Raw genomic sequence first — 22111 nt, 5'->3', positions numbered from 1 at the left:
GATTCTTCGGCGCGGTGCACGCGCTTGCCCGTTGCTTCTTTGCAGCGACGGCAAACGCACGCATAGCGCCAAAAACCTCAACAAAATCAAAGGAGGCGTCATGCCGGCCGTCCACGGGAGCATGCTCCTGCTCTATGCGGTAATCGCGATCGCGGTTCTGATCCTGATGATCGCGCGTTATAAGGTTTACCCGTTTCTCGTTCTGATCATCGTGTCCGTGCTGCTCGCGCTTGCGGTCGGCATGCCGATGGACAAGATCGTCAAGGCGTTCGAGACCGGCAACGGCAATACGCTCGGGCATATTGCCATCGTCGTGGGTCTCGGCACGATGCTCGGCAAAATGATGGCGGAATCCGGCGGCGCCGAGCGCGTCGCCAATACGCTGATCAATGTCTTCGGCGAAAAGAACATTCACTGGGCGATGATGGTCGTGGCGATCATCGTGGGCTTGCCGGTGTTCTTCGAGGTGGGTTTCGTGCTGCTGATTCCGATCGCGTTCAATGTCGCCAAACGCACGGGCAAATCCTTGCTGCTGATCGGTCTGCCGATGGTCGCCGGCCTTTCGGTCGTGCACGGTCTGATTCCGCCGCACCCGGCCGCGTTGCTCGCGGTGCAGGCGTATCACGCCGATATCGGCAGGACGATTGCATATGGTCTGATCGTCGGGATTCCGACCGCCATTGTCGCCGGGCCGCTTTTCGCGCTCATGATCCACAAGTACATCAAGCTGCCGGACGCCAACGCGCTGGCCGACCAGTTCATCAGCAAGCATGGCGATACGGAAAAAAAGCGCGATCTGCCGAGCTTCGGCATTACGCTCTTCACCATTCTGTTGCCGGTGATTCTCATGCTCGTCGGTAGTTGGGCTGACTTGGTCTTCACGCCGAAGACGCTGCCCAACGACCTGCTACGCTTCGTCGGTCAGTCCGACATGGCGCTTCTGATTGCTGTGCTGGTCAGTTTCTGGACTTTCGGTGCGGCGCGCGGCTTCAATCGCGATCAGATCCAGAAGTTCTGCGGCGAATGTCTTGCGCCGATCGCGGGCATCACGCTGATCGTGGGCGCGGGCGGAGGTTTCGGCAATATCCTGCGTGAGAGCGGCATTTCTCAGCAGATCGTCGCCACGGCTTCGCAAGCGAATCTTTCGCCCTTGCTGCTCGGCTGGTTCGTCGCCGCGCTGATTCGCCTGGCCACCGGCTCGGCGACTGTCGCCATGACGACCGCATGCGGTATCGTGGCGCCGATTGCAGCGGCGGCAGGCGGTCACGTCAGTCCCGAATTGCTGGTACTTGCTACCGGCTCTGGCTCGCTGATCTTCTCGCACGTGAACGATGGCGGCTTCTGGCTGATCAAAGAGTATTTCGGGATGACGGTCGGACAGACGTTCAAGACCTGGTCGTTGCTCGAAACGCTGATTTCCCTGATGGGTTTAGGTTTGACCTTCGCGCTCGCGGCGGTCGTGTAAGGAGATTTTGATGATTCTGATCGCGATGGGCGTCTCGGGCGCCGGCAAAACCCGCATCGGCGAAATGCTGGCGGAACGCTTGCAATGCCCGTTCACTGACGGCGACGCGTTCCACAGCGCCGCCAACAAGGAAAAGATGCACAAGGGCATCCCGCTGACGGACGACGACCGCTGGCCGTGGCTCAAGACGATCCGCGCGGCGATCGAAGAGAAAAAGCGCGCGGGCGAAACGGCGGTGTTCACGTGCTCGTCGTTGAAGCGCTCGTATCGCGACATCTTGCGCGATGGCGACAAGGACGTCGTTTTTGTCTATCTGCAAGGCACGTTCGACGTGTTGAAGGAGCGCCTGCAAACGCGCACAGGCCACTTCTTCGAGCCGTCGCTGTTGCAAAGCCAGCTCGATACGCTCGAGGAGCCGGGCGAAGACGAGGCGATCATCGAGAGTATTGAACTCACGCCTGAGCAGATCGTGGATAACGTGATCGAGAAGCTCAAGAGGCGCTGAGTCAGGAGCGATAGGCATCAAAAAAGGCCCCGCGTGTTCAAGCGCGGGGCCTTCTTTTATGAAGCGAGCAAGTGCGGAAGGGCCGGCTCAAGCGGCCCGATCGAACGTCAAGCGATTCGCTTCGCCAGCTCGACCGCCTTGCCGATATACGAACCCGGCGTCATGTCGAGCAGCAACTGCTTTGCATCCGCGGGAATCGCGAGACCATTGATGAACGTCTGCAAGCCTTCGCGCGTGATGCCTTTGCCGCGCGTCAGTTCCTTCAGTTGCTCATACGGATTCTCGATGCCGAAACGGCGCATCACCGTTTGCACGGGCTCGGCGAGCACTTCCCAGCAATTGTCGAGATCTTCGTTCAGGCGCGCCGCGTTCACCTCGAGCTTGTCCAGACCGCGGATCAGCGCGTCGTAGGAGAGCAGCGAGTAGCCGAATGCCACGCCGATATTGCGCAGCACCGTCGAATCGGTGAGGTCGCGCTGCCAGCGCGAAATCGGCAGCTTGTCGGAAAGATGGCGCAGCGTCGCGTTTGCGAGGCCGAGATTGCCTTCCGAGTTTTCGAAGTCGATTGGGTTGACCTTGTGCGGCATCGTCGATGAACCAATCTCGCCCGCCTTCGTGCGCTGCTTGAAGTAGCCAAGCGAGATATAGCCCCACACGTCGCGATCGAGGTCGAGCAGAATCGTGTTCGCGCGCGCGACGGCATCGAACAGTTCGGCCATGTAGTCGTGCGGCTCGATCTGGATCGTGTACGGATTGAACGTGAGCTTCAGACGGTTTTCGACGACATCCTTCGAAAACGCTTCCCAGTCGAACTCCGGATACGCCGACAGATGCGCGTTGTAATTGCCGACCGCGCCGTTCATCTTGCCAAGCAGCGGCACCTCGACGATACGTTCGATGGCGCGCGACAGACGCGCCGCCACGTTGGCGATTTCCTTGCCGAGCGTCGTCGGGCTCGCGGGCTGGCCGTGCGTGCGCGAGAGCATTGGCTGTTCGGCGTGTGCGTGCGCGAGCTTCACCAGGCGCTCGTGCACCGAGCGCAGCGCGGGCACGATCACATGTTCGCGCGCGCCGGCGAGCATGAGCCCGTGCGACGTGTTGTTGATATCTTCCGACGTACACGCGAAGTGAATGAACTCGCTCGCGCGCTCCAGTTCCGGCTGACCCTTGACCGATTCCTTCAGCCAGTATTCGACTGCCTTCACATCATGATTCGTGACGCGCTCGATGTCCTTGATGCGCGCCGCGTCGTGCGCCGTGAAGCGCTCGGCCAAGCTCAGCAGAAATTGCTCGGATGCCTCGGAGAAGCGCGGCACTTCGGCGAAGCCCGCACGCGACAGCGCGATCAGCCAATGAATTTCGACCGTCACGCGGTGACGCATGAATGCGGCCTCGGAGAGCCATTCGCGCAGGGCTTCGGTCTTGGAGGCGTAGCGACCGTCGAGCGGCGAAAGCGCGGTGAGCGCGAAGAGGGTATCGGGACGGGTATCGGACATGATGGCTTGGCGTGTCAGCTTCTGCTTGCGGCTGGAAGGAAAAGACGGCAGAACTGCGCATTTTACCATCGGATGCGTCCCAATCCCGGCGCGCCTCAGGCTTGGGCGCGCAATGCCCGGTCGAGCGCGTCGAGTTGCGCGGGCGTGCCGACGTTCTCCCAGCGGCCTACGTACAACTCGCCGGTGGCGCGTTTCCCCGCGATGGTCTCGCGGTAATACGGCGTCAGCGCGCGGCGCGTACCCGGAGTCAGGTCATGGAACATGCGCGTGTCGTAGAGACCGATGTTGCCGAACGTATGGCGCGGCGCGCCGTCGATGGCGAGCAGCCCGTCTTCGCGCAACGCAAAGTCGCCGTTTGGATGGAAGGGCGGATTAGGCACCATCACGAGATGCATGCCGGGCGTATCGCGCGATGCGAGCTTGTCGGCGCGTTCGCCGAGCGACGCATAGTCGAACTCGCAGAACACATCGCCGCTCACCGCGATAAAAACGCCGCGCCCGATCAGATGCAGCGCCTGCGCGATTCCGCCCGCCGTTTCCAGCGCGTCGGTCTCGGCGGAATAGCGCAACTCGACGCCCCAGCGCGAACCGTCGCCGAGCGCGTCTTCGATCTGCTCGCCGAGCCACGCGTGATTGATGACGATGGTTTGGATGCCCGCCGCCGCGAGCCGCTCGATCTGCCAGACGATCAACGGCTTGCCGCCAACTTCGAGCAGCGGCTTCGGGCAGGAATCGGTGAGCGGGCGCATGCGTTCGCCGCGGCCGGCGGCGAAGATCATCGCCGTGTTGAGGATTTGACTCATGGCCGCTCAGAACGTATAGCCGACTTCGATCGCGCGGCCTTCCCACTGATCGAGCAGCCGCGCGAAGGGGAAGAGCGGCGCGTAGCGTTCGGCCACCTTGCGCGCGTAGCCGATGAAGCGCGGCAAGTCCGCCAGATAGTGCGACTTGCTATCGCGATAATGAATGCGCGCGAACAGCCCGAGCACCTTGATGTGCCGCTGCAGGCCCATCCACTCGACCTGACGATAGAACTCGCCGAAGTCCGCATCGACCGGAAGGCCGGCCTTTCGCGCGCGTTCCCAGTAGTACACGATACAGTCGAGCTGAAACTCTTCGTCCCAGCTGATGAACGCGTCGCGCATGAGCGATGCGATGTCGTACGCAATCGGCCCGTACACTGCGTCCTGAAAATCCAGCACGCCGGGGTTCGGCTCCGCGACCATCAGATTGCGCGGCATGAAGTCGCGCAGCATGAAAGTGCGCGGTTGCGCGAGCGCGCTTTTGACGAGCAGATCGAAGGTCTTGTCGAGCGTCTTGCGCTCGGCTTGTGTGACCTCGCGGCCAAGGTGACGGCCAATGAACCACTCGGGCATCAACTCCATCTCGCGACGCAGGAACGCTTCGTCGAACGGCGGGAGCACGCCTTCGCGCGAAGTCTGCTGAAAGCGGATCAGCGCGTCGATGGCGTCGCGCATGAGCCCGCGCGCGTTCTTTTCATCGAGGACGGAGATGTAGGTGGTCGTGCCGAGATCGGTCACGAGCATGAAGCCGGCCTCGAAGTCGGCCTCGAGAATCTTCGGTACATGCACGTTGGCGGTTTCGAGCAAGCCTGCCACTTGCACGAACTCGCGGCATTTCTCGGGCGGCGGGGCATCGACGGCGATGAGCGTGCTGCCATGCTCCGATGCGCTCTCCAGCCTGAAGTAGCGGCGAAAGCTGGCGTCGGCCGACGCGGGCGCGAGCGTCGCGACATCGAGCCGGTAACGATCGGTGAGGGTTTGCAGCCACGAACGAAGTTGTTCGAAGCGGGAATCGGGGGGAATGTGCGTCATAAATTCGAGAGGCAAAACATCTTGCCATATAATACCCCACGACTTTTTTAAGCGATCCGTTTCAAGCCTGGCGCCAGGCCCGACGACTGTCCGCGTCACCGTTCGATCGAGTGTCGTCCCTGCCTGGCAACGGACCGTCCAGTTTCGACCTCGACGCATGTGCGGTCACAGCGCGGCCAAAAGCGCGGCCGCAGACTTGTCGGCATCGCGCTCACGCGAACGGGATCGAACCGCCACCCATACATGCCGCCACGACAGTTTCCCGCATCGAAGATTCCAGGCGACGCTCAGCCACGCCGGCGGCGGCTCGTCGCCGCGCTTTTATCCGTTCCGGGCCTGATGCCCGCTTTCGCGCACGCTCAGCTTGCAGGACCCGCAGCCGAACCGCAGCCAATCGACGGTCCCGGCAGCCTGCGTCTCGCGCCCCAACTGGAAGAGCGCCCGCTGAAGAGCGGCCAGCAGCCAACGAGTTTTCTTCTCGGCGACAAGACCACTGGCACGTCCGACGAGGACATGGCGGCGAAAGGTTCGGCGGAAATCCGGCGCACGGTGACGGTCATAAAGGGCGATGCGCTCCATTACGACCAGGACACCGACATGGCCGATGCTTTCGGCAATGTCAGGCTCATCAACAACGGCGTGTCGTTCGTGGGTCCCGAAGCGCATTTGAAGGTGGAGGCGAACGAAGGGTTCATGACGAACCCGAAGTACCACTTCCTGCTGACGGGCGGCTCGGGCAGCGCGGAGCGCATCGATATCATCGATAACGAGCGGGCGCGTGTCGATCACGGCACCTACACGGCCTGCGCGTGCGAAACCAATCCGGCCTGGTACATCAAGGGCAGTTCGTTCGATTTCGATACCGGCGCCGAAGACGGCGTCGCGCATAACGGCGTGCTGTTCTTCCAGGGTGTGCCGGTATTCGCAAGCCCGTGGCTGTCGTTTCCGTTGACGGGCGACCGCCGCAGTGGCTTTCTGCCGCCGACTTTTTCGGTGAGTTCGAACACGGGCTTCGAACTGACGGCGCCGTACTATTTCAACATCGCGCCTAATCGCGATCTGACGGTGACGCCGCGCGTCATGACGCAGCGCGGTGTGCTGATGGAAGCGACGTACCGCTATCTGTCGCCTACTTACTCCGGCTCGTTCACTGGCGACTATTTGCCGAACGATCGCGAAACGCACACGAACCGCTATGCCATCTTCTGGAAGCATTTTCAGAACTTCGGCGGCGGCTTTGCGGGTTACGTCAATTACAACAAGGTTTCGGACAGTCAGTATCCGGAAGACCTGGGCAACGCGTCGAACCAGTTCCTGAACGGCACGCAGTTGCTCTACCAGCAGGAAGCGGGTCTGACATACAGCAACGGACCGTGGTCCGTGCTTGCGCGCGAACAGCGCTGGCAGACGTTGCAGCCGTCGGTCCCGCCGTATGCGCGCGAACCGCAGTTGAACGTGCAGTACAGCAAGTTCAACGTCGGCGGTTTCGACTACGGCGCCGAAGCGGATTTCACGCGCTTCACGATCACCGAGGAAGGCGCGACCGACGGTCAGCGCATGTACTTCAACCCGTACGTGAGTTACGGGGTCAACGCGCCGGGCTACTTTGTCACGCCGAAGATTCAGTGGCACTTCGCCTCTTACGACCTGAGCCATATCGCGACCGGGCCGATTGCGGGCCAACCGCTGACGCCGGCAGGTCAGCCGAAGAACTTCACCGAATCGATCCCGACGCTCAGTTTCGACTCGGGTCTCGTGTTCGACCGCTCGGTGCGGCTCTTCGGCCAGGACTACATCCAGACGCTGGAACCGCGGCTTTACTACGTCTACACGCCGTATCACAACCAGAATTTCGCGCCGATCTTCGATACCGCCGAAGCCGACTTCGGTCTCGCCGAGATTTACACGCCGAACACGTTCGTCGGCAACGACCGGATCGCGGACGCAAACCGCATCACGGCGGGCCTCACGACGCGCTTCATCAACCCGGCGACGGGCGATGAACGTGCGCGTTTCGTCATCGCGCAGCAGTACTATTTCACGAGCCAGCGCGTCACGATCTCCGAGGATCAGCCGATCAACGAGGCCAAGCACTCGGACCTCATCGCGGGCGCGGCGATCAAGCTGGGAGCTGGTTTCGCCTCGGAAACCGCGTTCCAATATAATGTCGACAACAATCAGCTCGTGCGCTCGAGCATCGGCTTCGCGTTCAGCCCGGCCGACCGCAAGGTGATCAACGTCGGCTACCGCTACACGCGTTCCAACCAGACCACGCTCGTGAACGAGCCGATCAACCAGATCCTGGTGTCCGGCGAGTGGCCGCTCACGAATCGTCTCTATGCGGTCGCTCGTGTCAATTATGATCTTGCGAGTCATCGGCTCGTCGACGGCCTCGTGGGCTTCCAGTACGATGCCGACTGCTGGGCGCTTGGTTTCGGCGCGCAACGTTACGCTAATGGCGTCAACACCAGCGGTCAGCCCTCGTCCGGCACGCGCGTGCTCGCGCAGCTTACGTTCAAGGGCCTGTCGAACGTCGACAACGGCCTCGTCAGCGCGTTCCGCGCGAGCGTCCAGGGCTACCAGCCTCCGCCGCCAGCAGCGCCGCCGCTCGCCCGCTACAGCAACTACGAGTGAGCCTCGGGGAACGCAGGCGGACAAGGCATCCTCTAACACGCAGCTAAGAAGCAGTAAGGCGGCTCGCCAGAACCGCACGAGAAGCAGCATACGAACGGGCACGACCCGTATTTGATGGAGTATCTGTGGCAAACGTGAATATGTTTCGATCGACGGTAGTTGCAACAAGCGTGATCGCTGCCGCTCTGATCCTGAGTTCGCCGGCCGGTGCGCAGGCGTTGTCGAATGGCAGCAGTGCCCAAGTCACCGATTCGGTCGTCGCGATCGTCAACGACGGCGTCATTACGCGGCGCGAACTCGAAGACCGCTCGCGCCTCATCGCGCAGCGTCTGCAACAACAGAACGCGCCGGTGCCGCCCGCTGAACAATTGCAGCAGCAGGTGCTCGATCAGATGGTGCTCGAGCGCATTCAGTTGCAGCGCGCGAAGGAAGACAACATCGTCGTCGACGACGCCACCGTGAACCGCACGCTCGAGCGTCTTGCGCAGCAAAACCAGATGACGCTCGACGTCTACCGCTCGCGCATCGAGGCGCAAGGCGTGCCCTGGGCCACCTTCACGCGCGACGCCCGCACCGAACTCACGCTCTCCAAGCTGCGCGAAAAGGAAGTGGACAGCAAGATCACCGTGTCCGACGGCGAAGTGGCGAACTACATCGCCAGCCAGCGCGGTCCCGGCGCGCGCAACTCGAGCGATCTGCACCTGCAGCACATCATGTTCAAGCTGCCTTCCGACGCATCTTCCGCCGATGTCGCGAAGGTGCAGGCGCAAGCCGACGCGGTGCTTAAGCAAGCGCAAAACGGCGACGACTTCGCGAAACTTGCCAGGCAGAATTCGCAGGACACGGACGCAGGCAAGGGCGGCGACCTCGGCTTTCGCACGCCGGGCACGTTGCCGGCGGGCATCGTGTCGGCAGTGGCCACGCTGCGTCCCGGTCAGGTCGTGCCGACGCTTCTGCGCACCGACGGCGGCTTCGAGATCGTCAAGCTGGTCGAACGCCGCGCGAGCCAGGGCACCGCGGCCGATGCGCCGAAGCTCGTGCAGACGCACGTGCGTCACATTCTGCTGCGCGTGTCGGATGGCATGTCGGAACAATCCGCGCGCCAGAAGCTGCTCGACATCAAGCAGCAAGTGCTCTCGGGCGGCGATTTCGCGAACTTCGCGCGCACGTATTCGCAAGACGGTTCGGCCTCGCAAGGCGGCGATCTCGGCTGGATCAGCCCGGGCGAAACCGTGCCCGAGTTCGAACGCGCGATGAACAGTCTGCAGGACGACGCCGTGAGCGACCCGGTGCGCAGCGAATACGGCTATCACCTGATCCAGGTGCTGGGTCGGCGCGACGCGGAAGGGTCGGCCACGCAGCAGCTCGATATCGCGCGTCAGGCCATTGGTCAGCGCAAGGCGGAACAGGCGTACTCCGACTGGCTGCGCGAACTGCGTGACACCGCCTACGTGCAGTACAAGGGCATTGCGGCGCAAGCCCAGCAGTAAAAAAGCATGAACGCCGACACCCATCCGCTCGCCCCGGCGATCACCATCGCGATCACCACGGGCGAACCGGCGGGCGTCGGTCCGGAATTGACGGCGGCCGCCTTGCAGGAAGCGCACGCGCGCTGGCCGTTAGCGCGCTTCGTCGTGCTGGGCGACCGCGAGTTGCTCAAGGCACGCGCTGCGTCCTGGCCTGCCGCGCATGGTGGAATCGAGATCGAGCATCATGCGCTTGCCGCGCCCGCCGAGGCCGGCAAGCTGAACGCGGCCAACGGCCGTTACGTGCTGAATCTGCTCGATGCAGCCATCGACGGCGCGCTCGCAGGCCGGTTCGACGCCATCGTTACCGCACCGCTGCAAAAGAGCACGATCAACGACGCCGGCGTGCCTTTCACCGGCCACACCGAATATCTCGCCGAGCGCACGCATACGCCGCAAGTCGTGATGATGCTGGCGGGCACGGGCGAGCGGCCATTGCGCGTTGCGCTTGCCACCACGCATCTGCCGCTGAAGGACGTGTCCGCGGCACTGACCATCGACGGATTGGTCGAGACGCTGCGCATCATCGATCACGATCTGCGCGCGCATTTCGGCCTCGCCGCGCCGCGTATTCTCGTGACCGGGCTGAACCCGCATGCGGGCGAGAACGGTTATCTCGGCCGCGAGGAAATCGATGTCATCGCGCCCGCGCTCGAATGTGCTCGCGCGCTCGGTATCGACGCGCCGGGTCCGTATCCGGCGGATACTCTGTTTCAGCCGCGCTATCTGAAAGACGCCGATTGCGTGCTCGCGATGTTCCACGACCAGGGCTTGCCGGTACTGAAATTCGCAACCTTTGGCGAAGGCATCAATGTCACGCTGGGTTTGCCGATCATCCGCACTTCCGTCGATCACGGCACGGCGCTCGATCTCGCGGGCACGGGCCGCGCCGATGCGGGCAGCATGATCGCGGCCATCGACGCCGCCGTCACGATGGCGCGCCACAAGCACCGAGACAAGCGCGGCGTCTGAGCGTCGCGCGGTTCTTCATTCACATCAGTTTCAAAGGCGTCAGACCGATGTCCACCAGACACCAGGGCCATTTCGCGCGCAAGCGCTTCGGGCAGAACTTTCTCGTCGATCAGGGCGTGATCGATTCGATTGTCGATACGATCGCGCCGAAACACGGCGAACGCATGGTCGAAATTGGACCGGGTCTTGCCGCGCTGACCGAGCCGCTGATCGAACGGGTGGCCACGCCCGAGTCGCCGCTGCACGCAGTGGAACTCGACCGCGATCTGATCGGCCGGTTGGAAAAGCGCTTTGGCGAGCGTCTCGTCGTACATTCCGCCGATGCGCTCGAATTCGACTTCGGCTCGCTCGCGCTGGAAGGCGACAAGCCGACGCTGCGTATCGTCGGGAATCTACCGTACAACATTTCGAGTCCGCTCTTGTTCCACCTGACGAGCTTCGCGCCCAAGGTGATCGACCAGCACTTCATGCTGCAGGACGAAGTGGTCGATCGCATGATTGCCGAGCCCGCCAGCAAGGACTACGGCCGCCTGTCCGTGATGCTGCAATACCGCTACGTGATGGACAAGCTGATCGACGTGCCGCCCGAATCTTTCCAGCCGCCGCCGAAAGTGAATTCCGCGATCGTGCGGATGATTCCGTTCGCGCCGCACGAACTGCCCGTGGTGGATGAGGCGACCTTGAGTGAAGTCGTCAAGGCTGCTTTCGCGCAGCGTCGCAAGGTCCTGCGCAACAATCTCGGCGCGTATCGCGACCGAATCGACTTCGACGCGCTCGGCTTCGATCTCGCGCGTCGCGCCGAAGAAGTGCCGGTGGCGGAGTTCGTTGCGCTGGCACAAGCGCTCGTGCGGGCTTGAGTGTCATAGACATAGCGCGGCGCTCGAAACGTCCGAAAGCAGCCGCATGAGACGTTCGAGCCGCATGCGCTGGTCGCGATGCAGGCCGCGCGTCGCGCTGACCTGCTGCACGCGACTGCGCCAGTACGTCTGGCCGAACAGCGAATTCGCGCCTTCCTTCGACAGGACGCGTTCCAGATGCACGATCGCGGCATCGACTGTCTGCGTGGTGTAAGGGCTCGTTGCGCTCACTTGTTCTCCTCGTTCTGTTCGTTCTTCGGCGGATGCGAGTGAGTCATTGTGCAAGCCCGCAGGGACACATCGCGTCCCGAAGAAACGCGTTCCAACGCGACGCGATTCGTTCATTGCGGCTGCTATCATCGTCGCTCCGCGCGGTCATCGAGTACATCAAAAAGGAGGCAACGCCATGCGGTTCGTTCACGCGGCGGATATCCATCTGGACAGCCCGTTGCACGGTCTCGCCGCTTATGCCGACGCGCCCGCCGATCTCTTGCGCAACGCCACGCGCGACGCATTCACGAAGCTCGTCGATGTCGCGCTCGAAGAGGCGGTGGACTTCATGGTCATCGCGGGCGATCTCTACGACGGCACCTGGCGCGACTACAACACGGGCATCTTCTTTTGCCGCGAGATGGGGCGCTTGCGACGCGCGGGCATTCCGGTTTATGTGCTCTTCGGCAATCACGACGCCGAGAGCGAGATGACGAGCCAGTTGCAGCTGCCCGACAACGTGCACACGTTTTCGAGCAGAAAGCCGCAGACCTTTCGACTCGACGCCCTGAAGGTGGCGCTGCACGGCCACAGCTTCAAGGAAAAAGCGGTCACGACGAATCTCGTCACCGCGTATCCGCAGCCGGTCGAAGGCTACTTCAACATCGGCGTGTTGCATACCGCGCTCGAAGGCAGCGCGGCGCACGCGAGTTACGCGCCGTGCTCGATCGCCGAGTTGCACGCGCGGCAATATCGTTACTGGGCGCTTGGCCACGTGCACGATTTCGCCATCTGGCAAGAGGCCTCCACGATCGTGTTTCCTGGCAACTTGCAGGGCCGCAATATCCGCGAAACGGGCCGGCGCGGCGCGGTGATCGTCCACGTTTCGGAGACGGAAGAGGTGAGCGTCGAGCGGCTTTTCATCGATGTCTTGCGCTGGGAGTCCGTTATCGTCGATGCCAGCGAAGCCGTCACGCTCGATGACGTCGCGCTCGCGGTCGGACGCGCGCTCGATGCGCTCGTCGAATCCGCCGCGCAACCCGTGCCGCTCGCGGTGCGGGTGACCATCACCGGCGCGACCGAAGCGCATGGCGCGCTATTCGGTCTCGAAGCGCAACTGCGCGCCGAAGTGTTGGCGCAGATCGCGGCGATCAGCCACGACCGTCTGTGGCTGGAAAAAGTGAAGATCGCGACGCAGCCGATCGTGCATTCGAGCGCGGCGGGCGAACCGTTCGCCGGCGGCGCCGATGCGCTCGCCGACCTGCACGCCTTGTTGGTCGAAGCCGAGTCCGACCCGGAATTTCTAAGCATGTTGAAAGAGCGTTTGATCGGTCTGGCGTCACAGGCGCCGAGTGAATTACAAAAGTCGGTGCCCGAACTCGAATACGTGCGCAACGACGATCTCGCGCGGATCGTCGCCGAAGTGCGCTCCGGTCTGATCGCCCAACTCGCGGATGCGGAATAGGCTCATGCGCATCGGCAAGCTAGAACTGATTCGCTTTGGCAAGTTCACGGATCGCGTCATCGAATTTCCGGCGGCGCCGCAGGATTTTCACTTCATCGTCGGACCGAACGAGGCGGGCAAGTCGACCATCAAGACGGCGATTGCCGAATTGCTGTTCGGCATTCCGCAGCGCTCGCCGCTCGCGTTCGTGCATCCGCAGAGCGATCTGCAACTCGGCGCAACGCTGCAACTGAACGACGAGACGCTCGCGTTTCATCGCACCAAGAGCCGCAAGGCGTCGCTTGCCAAACCCAATGGCGACGCGCTCGCCACCGATGCGCTCGCGCCCTTCATCGGCACGGCGGACAAGAGCTTCTTCGAGCAGATGTACTGTCTCGGCCACGAAGGATTGATTGCGGGCGGACGAAGCATTCTCGATGCATCGAGCGATGTCGGGCAGGTGCTGTTTCAATCGGCTGCGGGCATTGCGAGTCTCGGCGCCGTGCGACAACGCCTGGCCGAGGAAGCGGACGCGCTCTGGGCCAAGCGCAAGTCAGGCGACCGCGCGTATTACATCGGCCTCAAGCAATTCGAGGAAGCCACGAGCGAACTAAAGATGGCAAGCGTGCGCACGACGCAATGGCGCAAGACATATACGGCGGTCGATGAAGCCGAGGAGCGCGGCCGCGCGCTCGAAACGCGTCGCGCGGAACTCGAAGCGAAACGCGGCAAGCTGGAGCGGATTCGCCGCGTCGCGCCGTATTTGAACGTGTGGCGCGAGAAGGCGGCCGAGCTTGCGGAACTCGGCGAAGTCACCGAGCTTCCCGCCGACGCCGAAGCTGTTTTGCAAAGCGCGCTGACACGGCTTGCATCGGCGCAAACCGCGCACGAGCTGCACGCGAAGGCGACGGCGCAACGTCAGGCGGAGCTGAACGAAATCCGTATCGACCACGCGTTGCTCGCGCTGGAAACCCGCATACGCGCGCTCGACACCACGCGTCATCGGTGCGCGCATCACGCGACCGACATCGCGCGACTCGAACACGATGTCGCCGCGCGCCTGCGCCAAGTCGCGCAGGATTGCGCGGAACTCGGCTGGCCGCAAAACGAAGCGGGCGCGCGTCAGGCGCTGCCCGGACAGCTTGCGTTGCAGACGGTCACGAGCCTGATGCGCGAACGCGGCACGTTGGAGACGGCGGCGCGCAATGCGGCGCGCTCGGTCGATGAAACGCTCGCCCAGATCGGGACATTGAAGGCGCGACTTGGCGGCATCGCCGAGGGCGAGGTCTCGCAGGAGTTGCGTCGCGCGCTGCGGCAGGCGCAGAAGTATCGCGAAACGGGCGCGGCGCAAGACCGTCTCGGCGACGCGCGCCGCGAAGCCGCGCAAGCGCTCGAAGCGGGCCTTGCATCGCTTGGCCAATGGTCGCGGCCAATTGCCGAACTGCAAGCGATGAACTTGCCGTCGATCGAGCGTATCGCCATCTTGCGCAGCGAGCGGCAGGAGTTCGCGCTTCGGCTGACGCGCGCCGCCGATCGCATGAACGAAGCGCACGACGCGCTGCACGCCACGCAAACCGAACTCGCCGATTTCACGCAGACGCATGATGTCGTCACGGGCGATCAGGTTCGCGGAGCTCGCGAGACGCGCGATGCCGCGTGGCACGCGCTCAAGAGTGGCGCGACGCCGCTCGATTCGGGCGCGCCGCTTTTCGAGACGGCGATGCACACCGCCGATGACCTTGCCGACCGCAGACTCGATTCCATCGGACAAGCCACGCAGTTCAGCGCGTTGCAGCGGCGCGTGGCGGTCGATCAGGAAACCCTCGCACGAAGGCAACGCAGCGCGGACGAAGCCGCAAAAGCGCTCGCGGACGTCGATGCGGCGTGGCACGCGCTCGCATCACAAAGTCAGATCGCGGAGATGGCGCTCGACGACGTCCCTTCATGGCTCACGCGTCGCGAGCACGTAATCGAGGCGGCGCGCACGCTTGCCCGGCGCGCGGAAGAGTTCGAGCGCGAAAGCGCCGAAGCGGCCACGCGCCATGAAGACCTCGCGCGGCATTTGCCGTTGGCGGAAGCCACCGCCGACTTTGACGCGCTCTGCGACGCCGCCGAAGCGCATATCGGCGCCATCGACGAAGCGGTGATCGAACGGCGTCATATCGTCGGGCAACTCGACGAAGCGCAAGCGGAACTGGTCACGCGGCAGAACACGGCCAAGGCCGCTGCGCTTGCCTTCGAGCGATGGCAAGCCGAATGGTCGCAAGCCGCGGCGAAAGCGGGCGTGGCGGCTGCGGCGGACTCGCAGGCGGCGGCCGAATTGGCCATTGGTATCGTCCACAAGATCGGCGAACAGCTCGTGCAGATCGACGCCATTCGCCACGGACAGATCGACGCCATGCGCGCGGCGCTCGCCTCGTTCGAGTCCGATGCAAGGCAGCTCGCGCTTGAACTCGATGGCACGAACCATGTGCGTGAGCCCGGCGCAATCGCGGCCGAACTCTCGGCGCGGCTCGATACCGCGTGCGCGGCGCGTGCCGATGCCGAGCGTCTGAAGAAGGAACTGGCATCGGCGAGCGAGCAGGTGAGCCGCGCCGAGGCGGGCGTCGAGGAAGCGAAGTCGGCGCTGCGTCCGCTTTACGAGCGGGCCCGCGTGGACAGCGCGGAGTTGCTCGCGCCGCTCATCGGCAAGTCGCAGAAGAAGCGCGCGTTGCTCGCCGCGATCGATGCCGCGCGCGACGCGCTGATCCAAGGTGGCGACGGCCTCGCGCTCGACGTTCTGATCGCGGAAGTGGAGGGCGCGGACCTGTCCGGTCTGCACGGCGAACTGTCGCTGATCGGCGCGGCGCTCGGCGATTCCGTGAAAGCATCGAGCGAACTGGCGACGGAGCTCGATGCCGCGCGCCGCGAACTCAACGCGATCTCGGGCGAAGGCAACGCCGCGCGCGCCGAAGCGAAGCGGCAGGAAGCGCTATCCGTCATGGCCGATGCCGCCGAGCGCTTCGTCAAGGTGGAGACGGCATCTACGCTCCTGAAGTGGGCGATCGACCGATACCGCGAACGCCGTCAAGGCCCGATGCTCACGCGCGCAAGCACGATTTTCTCGGAGCTCACGCTCGGCGCGTTCTCGCGGCTCGCCGTGGATTACGACCGCCAGCCGATGGCGCTCGCCGCCATTCGCGAGAGCGGCGAACACGTCGAGATCACCGGCATGAGCGAAGGCACGCGCGATCAGCTTTATCTCGCGCTGCGTCTGGCTGCGTTGGAGGAGCATGCCGAGAAGGCGTCGCCGCTACCGTTCGTGGCCGACGATCTCTTCATCAATTTCGACGACGGCCGCGCGCGCGCCGGCCTGCGCGTCTTGAGCGCAATCGCGATGCACACGCAGGTGATTTTTTTGAGCCATCACGATCATCTCGTGGACATGGTGCGCGAAGTGTTCGGACCGAAGGTCAACGTGCACTTCATGCGCTAGGCGGTTTCACTCGCACGCGCGTACCGAGCCGCGAGCTTGCGGAAGTCGTCCGCGAATTCGTCGCGCAGCGTTTGCGGCGCGAGAATCTCGACACCCGCGCCGAGCGCGCGCAGCCACCAGCGCAGCTTGAGGCTCGGCGTCACCGTGCCGGTCACCTTCATGCGGCCGTCGGGCAGCATGTCGATATGCTGATCTTTCGACATCGGCGACTCGCGTAGCTGGTTGCCCGAACTGCCTTCGAACGCGAGTTCGAGGCGCACGGGCGGCTCGGGCAGAAAGTCGAAGACCTGCTGCGTCTCGATGTACTTGCGCAGCTTGAAGTCTTCGGGATACGTGAAGGACTCGCCCGACTCGGACACCGAACGAATGCGGTCCAGCCTGTACAGCGCGCGCACCCATTCCTTTTCGCCTTTTTCCGGGCGCGGCGCACGGCCCGGGTCCTGCGCGACCATGTACATCACGCCAGCGGATTCGACGAGCGCGAGCGGCCAGAGCGTCCTGGTTTTTGGCGCGTCGCCTTGCTCGCCTTTGTACGCGGCGCGGTACTGCACGAGCAGTTCGCGCTCGAAGAAAGTCGCTGTCGCCACGGCCTGAAAGATGTCCGGACGCAGCTTTGGACGAATCAGCGTGAAGGCGCCATCGACGGAATCGATCTTGTCCGCCCACGCGCGGTAGATGCGGCTGTCCGCCTTTTCCTGCGAGAGCCGCGCTTCGGCTGCCTTGAAGAGCGGGTCGATGTCGCGCGTGACCGCGTTCGGCAGCTTGTTGCCGGCAAAGCGCTGCAGGATGTGAAACGCCACCGCTTCCGATGCGCTCATCAAGCCGACGCCTTCCTGCAGACCATGCAGCCATGGCTTGCGTTGCCAGAGCAGTTCGCGGCCATTTTGCATCGACATGACGCGCGATTCGGCTTCGAGCGCGGTGAGATGCCGCTGCACTTTTTTCGTGTATCCAACGCGATGCCCGCGCTCTTCGAGACGACGGCGAATTTCGGGTGTGGAGAGCCACGCGAGCGCGTCGCGTTCGGTTGGCAGCACGCGGAGAATGGCTTCGTCGAGGCTCGAGGTCATGACGGTGCGTTGGGTTGGAAGCGGAGAGGTTTGATTATAGGCAGCATTAGGACAGAGGATGTCTCGAACGGTCGAGCGCTGTTTAGGATTGTTCTAGTGACGTTTCGCGCGGCGAGCGGAAAGAATGCCCACGTTTAAACGAGCGTCGAGGAGCATTCAGAAGCATGAGCAAACGAGAGCAAGCCAACGAGAAGCTTTTACAAAAGCTCAAAGGCCGGACAACACATGCCATCCAGCGGTATTTCTTCTCGCACGGCGTGTGCGTGAGCCGGTTGGACATTCATCGCGCGATGCGGCTGCCGGAACATGAACCGACTTTTCTCGCGCTGAGACCTTCGTTTGCGCAGGTCAACGAAGCGATCGGTTTGCTGGGCGATATCGGATCGTTGTCACTTCCGTCGAAGGAAAAGTCGATGCGCGCGGTGTGCGAGATCGAAGCGCGGTTGCAAGAGCGGCACGGCGCGGTCGACGGATTGGATGCGGCGCTCGCGCGACTCGATGTGGCCATGCGTTCGGTGCCAGCCCAGCCAAAGCTCTGGCCTCATGCAGCGTGGGGCCTGTTATTGCTGATGATGGCTACATCGAGTGGCCATTCGCGCTCGCCGGACTGATCGTGTTCGGCGCCGGACTTGGCAAGCACTTGAAGTACAAGCGGCGCCGTGCAGACGCGGATCGCGCTGTGAGCGAGGCCAACGCGAATTTTGAATCGGTAGCGGCGCTTGAGTTGACGCCAAGGGTCGAATTGCTCGAACGATGAAGACTAGTGCTGGTGCGAAGCCAGCGAAGAAAAAGGAAAGGGCCGCGCTAAGCGCGGCCCTTCGATTTCTTTGGTAGGCCGTACGGGATTCGAACCTGTGACCAACGGATTAAAAGTCCGCTGCTCTACCAGCTGAGCTAACGACCCAAAGAGGCGAAATTATAATCGGCCGTTTCGGATTCTGTCAAGGCAGCGCGGGCTGCGCGCGCATCGACGAAACAAAGAAAAACGCCCGCGGCGCAACGGCCCGCGGGCATTCGTCTCGAGAGGCGCGAAACCCGAAAGCTTCGCTCGATGCTTCGATGCTTCTTGTCACTTCACCTGCGACATCTTGCTCTGCGCCGACTGTGCGACTTCAGTGCCGGAGTACTGCGAGATGATCTGCTGCAGCGTCTGTTTTGCAGCCGCTTTCTGACCCTGTTCGATCTGGTTATTCGCGATTGCGAGCAACGCCTCAGGCGCTCGCGGATGCGTTGGGTACGTCTTCACCAGATTCTGCCAGACCGCAGTCGATCCCTTGTAGTCGCGCTGCGCATACAGCGCGTTGCCGAGCCAATACTGCGCGGTCGGCTGATACGGGCTCTGCGGATACTTCGAGACGAATGCCTTGAACGAAGTCGCGGCATTCTTGTAGTCACCGTTGCGGAACTCGGTCGATGCCGCGTTGAACGCTTCCGTCTCGCCAGGTTGCACGGCGCCCGATACGCCGTCGATAGTCTGCTGCTGCGGCTCGAACTTCTTCAAGCGCGTATCGAGGTCGGCGTAATAGTCTTTCTGCTGCTTCTGCAGCGTGGCAACCTGATTGCCCAGATCCTCGTTCTGCCCTCGAAGCGTCGCGACCTGCTGATTAAGCTGATCGATACGATTCGACTGATCGAGGATCGTGCGCTGCGCGGCGGACAACTGGTTGCCCAGACTGTCCGTCTTCGTGCGCAGATCGAGTACGGCCTTGCGCGCTTCGTTGTCGTCGAAGACGCCAGCGTGCGCGGGCACGGCAAGTATCGTCGAACCTGCGACGCACGCGGCTGCGGCAAGGCGCAGCAAGGAAAAGCGATACAACATAGGGCAACTCACCCGTGACTAAGTTATGTTACGTGGACTACTGCTATTGCTGCTGTTATTGCTGGTAGGCGAGATCCGCACGGCGGTTCTGGGCGTACGACGAATCGTCGTGACCCGTCGCCATCGGCTTTTCCTTGCCGAGGCTCACGGCTTCCATTTGCGAATCGGCAACGCCCATCAACGACATGGCGCGACGCACGGCTTCCGCACGCTTCTGACCAAGCGCCAGGTTGTACTCGCTCGTGCCGCGCTCGTCGGTGTTGCCTTGAATCAGGACGTGACGTTCCGGGTGGCTCTTCAGGTACGTCGAGTGTTGTTGCAGCAGCGGCTGATAGTCGTCCTTCACGGCGTAGCTGTCGAAGTCGAAGAAGATGCTGCGCTTGGCGAGCGGGCTGTTCGGGTCGTTCAGCGGGTCGATGTTGACCTGCTTGACGTCCGTCGGGTTCGGCTGCGTGCCGACCGAGCCCTTGTTCGCGCCTTCATCGAGCTTCACGCCCGAGTGACAAGCTGCCAATGCGCCGACCATCGCAACTGCCAGGCCGATACGAAGTTTCGACATCATGGTACCTCTCCTTGTGTTGTAGCTGAACGTTGTATTTGAACGTGTTTGCTGAACTTACTGCATGAACGGACCCCAGGACGGCTCGCGCACCACACCGCCCTGTACGGACAAGACTTGCCGCGTACGACCATCGGTCGATACGGCTGCCAACACGCCACGTCCGTTCACTTGGGTGGCGTAGAGGATGTACTGACCATTCGCCGCGAAGCTCGGCGATTCGTCATGCGTCGTGTCGGTTAGCCCCGTCGCCGTGCCGGACCCGAGGTCCTGCAAATACAGCTTGAAGCCGCCACCGGTGCGCGAAATGTACGCGAGTTGCTTGCCGTCCGGACTCACGCGCGGGCTTGTGTTGTAGCTGCCCGTAAACGTAACCCGCTGGGCCGCGCCGGCGTTTTCACCCGCCGCCGGCATCTTGTAGATCTGCGGTTGGCCGCCGCGATCGCTCGTAAAGTAAATGGAGTTGCCATCGGGCGAGAAGGCCGGCTCGGTATCGATGGAACTGCCTTGTGTCAGACGACGCAGGCCAGAGCCGTCCGCGTTGACTTCGAAAACCTGCGTATTGCCGGTGCGCGACAAGGCCACGGCCAGCTTGCTGCCGTCAGGCGACCACGCCGGCGCACTGTTGTTGCCCTTCTGATTCGATACGACCACGCGCCGCCCGGTCGGCAGATCGTGGATGTAGACCACCGGCTTCTTCTTTTCGAACGACACGTAGGCGACCTTCGTGCCGTCCGGCGACCATGCCGGCGAAATGATCGGCTCCGGGCTGGAAAGGGCGATCTTCGCGTCCTGACCGTCCGAGTCCGAAATCTGCAATTGGTAGCGTCCGCCCGTCTGAATGACGTAGGACAGACGGGTTGCGAATACGCCGCGGCCACCGAGCAACTTGGCGTAGATGTAGTCCGCGATCTTGTGTGCGCTCATGCGCAGGCCGCTTTCGGCGGAAACGAGCGACAAACCGCCGAGGTTCTGCTGCTTGACCGTGTCGTAGAGACGGAAGCGCACTTCGTACTGGCCGTTCGGCAGCTTGTTGACGCTACCCGATACGAACGCGTCCGCGCCCTTGGCTTTCCATGCGCCGAGATCGACGGAATCGGTCTCGGAAACCGGCGTGCCGCCCGCGTCGATATTCGTGAATTTGCCGCTTCTCTGCAGGTCCTGACGAATGATCGCGCTGACCTGTTGCGGTGAGCTGCCCTCATTGGCGAAGTTGGCCGTGGCGATCGGAAACTGGGTAGAACCGACGCCAGTCACGAGCACGTTCAACTGGGCATGTGCGGCGGTACCGGCGGCGATCAGACAGGATGCGACCAGCGTTTTCAAGCCAAGCTTCTTCATCAAACTCATGCTGTATTCGTTCCAGAAAAATGCGTTTTCAAGTGACCCGAGACTGCAGAAACAGACCCCCGATTGCACGATTCGTTCCCGTGCGGCAACGGTCTCGCGCTTTGCAGTGATCCCGCGCAATCAACTGCCAGCCGGGCGCAGCGTGATCGTAAATGACCCTGGCGCCTGGTCGTTAATGTCCTTCGGCATGGGATCGGAGCGCTGCACCGCGCGCAACGCGGCAGCGTCCCACTGCTCGTTGCCGCTCGACCGCGTAATGGTCGCCGAAAGCAGCGTGCCCGAAGGCGCGCAGCGCACCGACACGACCGTTTCCAGCCCGGACGTTTCGCCCGACCAGATGATATTCGGCCGCACGCGACGCTGCACCTTCTCGGCATAGCCCGCCGACGCCGCGTTGCCGCCCGCGCCCTTGCCGGTGCCACCCTTGGCCAGCCCTTCGCCGCTCGAATTCGTGCCGCCGCCGAGCTGCCCTTGCAGCTGCGCGAGGCGCGACTTGCGTTCGGCATCGACCTTCGCCTTCGCTTCCGCATCCGCCTTGGCTTTTGCCTGCGCCGCGGCCTTGGCCTTGGCTTGCGCATCGGCTTTTGCCTTGGCTTCGGCATCGGTTTTCGCCTTGGCTTCCTTCTGTTCCTGAAGCTGCTCGGCCTTTTGCGCTTCGGCTTGTTGCTGCTGACGCGCCTTGTCCTGTTGCAGCTTCGCCTGCTGTTGCTTTTGCAGGTCGGCCTGACGTTGCTGTTCGATCTGCTTCTGCTTGTCCTGCATGGCCTTCTGCGCGGCGGGGGGGGGGGGGGGGGGGGGGGGGGGGGGGGGGTGGGGGGGGGGGGGGGGGGGGGGGGGGGGGGGGGGGGGGGGGGGGGGGGGGGGGGGGGGGGGGGGGGGGGGTGGGGGGGGGGG

The 22111-nt window shown here is 62.9% G+C and carries 18 protein-coding genes and 1 tRNA gene; 9 read left to right on the top strand and 10 right to left on the bottom strand.

Annotated elements, in window-relative coordinates:
* Positions 1-100 precede the first annotated feature (100 nt).
* Together NCT03_RS11625 and NCT03_RS11620 are read left to right on the top strand one after the other, a co-directional pair.
* The gene (locus NCT03_RS11625) at positions 101-1465 is read left to right on the top strand and encodes a GntP family permease (RefSeq protein WP_244826209.1); all 1365 of its coding nucleotides are present in this window, start codon (positions 101-103) and stop codon (positions 1463-1465) included.
* Between the two features lie 10 nt (positions 1466-1475).
* The gene (locus NCT03_RS11620; protein WP_250492711.1) at positions 1476-1970 is read left to right on the top strand and encodes a gluconokinase; all 495 of its coding nucleotides are present in this window, start codon (positions 1476-1478) and stop codon (positions 1968-1970) included.
* A 107-nt stretch (positions 1971-2077) separates the two neighbouring features.
* Here the strand turns inward: NCT03_RS11620 and purB are convergent, their stop codons facing one another.
* The 3 genes from purB to NCT03_RS11605 all read right to left on the bottom strand — a co-directional run bounded on the left by purB (position 2078) and on the right by NCT03_RS11605 (position 5301).
* Positions 2078-3466, bottom strand: a complete 1389-nt coding sequence (purB, locus tag NCT03_RS11615; protein WP_244826207.1) for an adenylosuccinate lyase — start codon at positions 3464-3466, stop codon at positions 2078-2080.
* Between the two features lie 95 nt (positions 3467-3561).
* Positions 3562-4269: an N-acetylmuramate alpha-1-phosphate uridylyltransferase MurU gene (gene murU, locus NCT03_RS11610; protein WP_250492710.1), complete on the bottom strand. Its 708-nt coding sequence runs from the start codon at positions 4267-4269 to the stop codon at positions 3562-3564.
* A gap of 6 nt (positions 4270-4275) precedes the next feature.
* Positions 4276-5301 carry an aminoglycoside phosphotransferase family protein gene (locus NCT03_RS11605; protein ID WP_250492709.1) on the bottom strand — a complete coding sequence of 342 codons (1026 nt, stop codon included), beginning with the start codon at positions 5299-5301 and terminating at the stop codon, positions 4276-4278.
* 243 nt (positions 5302-5544) lie between these two features.
* Here NCT03_RS11605 and NCT03_RS11600 point away from each other — a divergent pair, with 243 nt between their 5' ends.
* The 4 genes from NCT03_RS11600 (at position 5545) to rsmA (ending at position 11290) form a co-directional block, all read left to right on the top strand.
* The gene (locus NCT03_RS11600; protein ID WP_244826204.1) at positions 5545-7935 is read left to right on the top strand and encodes an LPS-assembly protein LptD; all 2391 of its coding nucleotides are present in this window, start codon (positions 5545-5547) and stop codon (positions 7933-7935) included.
* Positions 7936-8060: 125 nt separating this feature from the next.
* Positions 8061-9425 (top strand): peptidylprolyl isomerase, encoded by a 1365-nt coding sequence (locus NCT03_RS11595; protein WP_502800367.1) that lies wholly within the window; start codon positions 8061-8063, stop codon positions 9423-9425.
* Between the two features lie 6 nt (positions 9426-9431).
* Positions 9432-10433, top strand: coding sequence for a 4-hydroxythreonine-4-phosphate dehydrogenase PdxA (gene pdxA / locus NCT03_RS11590; RefSeq protein WP_250465609.1), 1002 nt, complete (start codon positions 9432-9434; stop codon positions 10431-10433).
* 47 nt (positions 10434-10480) lie between these two features.
* Positions 10481-11290 (top strand): 16S rRNA (adenine(1518)-N(6)/adenine(1519)-N(6))-dimethyltransferase RsmA, encoded by an 810-nt coding sequence (gene rsmA, locus NCT03_RS11585; protein ID WP_250492708.1) that lies wholly within the window; start codon positions 10481-10483, stop codon positions 11288-11290.
* A gap of 3 nt (positions 11291-11293) precedes the next feature.
* Here the strand turns inward: rsmA and NCT03_RS11580 are convergent, their stop codons facing one another.
* On the bottom strand, positions 11294-11521 hold the full coding sequence (locus tag NCT03_RS11580) for a hypothetical protein (RefSeq protein WP_244826201.1): 228 nt from the start codon (positions 11519-11521) through the stop codon (positions 11294-11296).
* Positions 11522-11696: 175 nt separating this feature from the next.
* On the opposite strand from NCT03_RS11580, the gene NCT03_RS11575 reads away from it, so the two are divergent.
* Entirely contained in the window at positions 11697-12965 is a 1269-nt protein-coding gene (locus NCT03_RS11575) for a metallophosphoesterase family protein (RefSeq protein WP_250492707.1), read from the top strand.
* A 4-nt stretch (positions 12966-12969) separates the two neighbouring features.
* Complete coding sequence (locus NCT03_RS11570; protein WP_250492706.1) at positions 12970-16419, top strand: ATP-binding protein; 3450 nt, start codon at positions 12970-12972, stop codon at positions 16417-16419.
* On the opposite strand, the gene NCT03_RS11565 is transcribed toward NCT03_RS11570, so the two are convergent.
* Positions 16416-17489: a helix-turn-helix transcriptional regulator gene (locus tag NCT03_RS11565; RefSeq protein WP_244826198.1), complete on the bottom strand. Its 1074-nt coding sequence runs from the start codon at positions 17487-17489 to the stop codon at positions 16416-16418. The two genes, NCT03_RS11570 and NCT03_RS11565, sit on opposite strands and share 4 nt — an antisense overlap.
* Before the next feature lie 164 nt (positions 17490-17653).
* Between NCT03_RS11565 and NCT03_RS11560 the strand changes: the two genes are divergently transcribed.
* Positions 17654-18100 (top strand): hypothetical protein, encoded by a 447-nt coding sequence (locus NCT03_RS11560; RefSeq protein ID WP_250492705.1) that lies wholly within the window; start codon positions 17654-17656, stop codon positions 18098-18100.
* Between the two features lie 217 nt (positions 18101-18317).
* Here the strand turns inward: NCT03_RS11560 and NCT03_RS11555 are convergent.
* The 5 genes from NCT03_RS11555 to tolA all read right to left on the bottom strand — a co-directional run.
* Positions 18318-18393, bottom strand: a tRNA-Lys gene (locus tag NCT03_RS11555).
* Positions 18394-18558: 165 nt separating this feature from the next.
* Entirely contained in the window at positions 18559-19308 is a 750-nt protein-coding gene (ybgF, locus tag NCT03_RS11550) for a tol-pal system protein YbgF (RefSeq protein WP_250492704.1), read from the bottom strand.
* Positions 19309-19363: 55 nt separating this feature from the next.
* Positions 19364-19870, bottom strand: a complete 507-nt coding sequence (pal, locus tag NCT03_RS11545; protein WP_244826195.1) for a peptidoglycan-associated lipoprotein Pal — start codon at positions 19868-19870, stop codon at positions 19364-19366.
* 54 nt (positions 19871-19924) lie between these two features.
* Complete coding sequence (gene tolB / locus NCT03_RS11540) at positions 19925-21217, bottom strand: Tol-Pal system beta propeller repeat protein TolB (RefSeq protein ID WP_244826194.1); 1293 nt, start codon at positions 21215-21217, stop codon at positions 19925-19927.
* A gap of 120 nt (positions 21218-21337) precedes the next feature.
* On the bottom strand, positions 21338-22111 hold a 774-nt coding region (tolA, locus tag NCT03_RS11535), incomplete at its 5' end, for a cell envelope integrity protein TolA (RefSeq protein WP_250492703.1).

Source organism: Caballeronia sp. GAWG1-1, assembly GCF_023631465.1.
Taxonomy (GTDB): Bacteria; Pseudomonadota; Gammaproteobacteria; order Burkholderiales; family Burkholderiaceae; genus Caballeronia.
Note: the sequence above shows the minus strand (reverse complement) of the source record. Positions and strands in the feature narration are given on the sequence as shown.

What these genes read in the sequence shown, in the direction of transcription:
- NCT03_RS11625 (WP_244826209.1), top strand. Translation starts at nt 101, where the DNA reads ATGCCGGCCGTCCACGGGAGCATGCTCCTGCTCTATGCGGTAATCGCG.
- NCT03_RS11620 (WP_250492711.1), top strand. Translation starts at nt 1,476, where the DNA reads ATGATTCTGATCGCGATGGGCGTCTCGGGCGCCGGCAAAACCCGCATC.
- purB (WP_244826207.1), bottom strand. Translation starts at nt 3,466, where the DNA reads ATGTCCGATACCCGTCCCGATACCCTCTTCGCGCTCACCGCGCTTTCG.
- murU (WP_250492710.1), bottom strand. Translation starts at nt 4,269, where the DNA reads ATGAGTCAAATCCTCAACACGGCGATGATCTTCGCCGCCGGCCGCGGC.
- NCT03_RS11605 (WP_250492709.1), bottom strand. Translation starts at nt 5,301, where the DNA reads ATGACGCACATTCCCCCCGATTCCCGCTTCGAACAACTTCGTTCGTGG.
- NCT03_RS11600 (WP_244826204.1), top strand. Translation starts at nt 5,545, where the DNA reads ATGCCGCCACGACAGTTTCCCGCATCGAAGATTCCAGGCGACGCTCAG.
- pdxA (WP_250465609.1), top strand. Translation starts at nt 9,432, where the DNA reads ATGAACGCCGACACCCATCCGCTCGCCCCGGCGATCACCATCGCGATC.
- rsmA (WP_250492708.1), top strand. Translation starts at nt 10,481, where the DNA reads ATGTCCACCAGACACCAGGGCCATTTCGCGCGCAAGCGCTTCGGGCAG.
- NCT03_RS11575 (WP_250492707.1), top strand. Translation starts at nt 11,697, where the DNA reads ATGCGGTTCGTTCACGCGGCGGATATCCATCTGGACAGCCCGTTGCAC.
- NCT03_RS11570 (WP_250492706.1), top strand. Translation starts at nt 12,970, where the DNA reads ATGCGCATCGGCAAGCTAGAACTGATTCGCTTTGGCAAGTTCACGGAT.
- NCT03_RS11565 (WP_244826198.1), bottom strand. Translation starts at nt 17,489, where the DNA reads ATGACCTCGAGCCTCGACGAAGCCATTCTCCGCGTGCTGCCAACCGAA.
- NCT03_RS11560 (WP_250492705.1), top strand. Translation starts at nt 17,654, where the DNA reads ATGAGCAAACGAGAGCAAGCCAACGAGAAGCTTTTACAAAAGCTCAAA.
- ybgF (WP_250492704.1), bottom strand. Translation starts at nt 19,308, where the DNA reads ATGTTGTATCGCTTTTCCTTGCTGCGCCTTGCCGCAGCCGCGTGCGTC.
- pal (WP_244826195.1), bottom strand. Translation starts at nt 19,870, where the DNA reads ATGATGTCGAAACTTCGTATCGGCCTGGCAGTTGCGATGGTCGGCGCA.
- tolB (WP_244826194.1), bottom strand. Translation starts at nt 21,217, where the DNA reads ATGAGTTTGATGAAGAAGCTTGGCTTGAAAACGCTGGTCGCATCCTGT.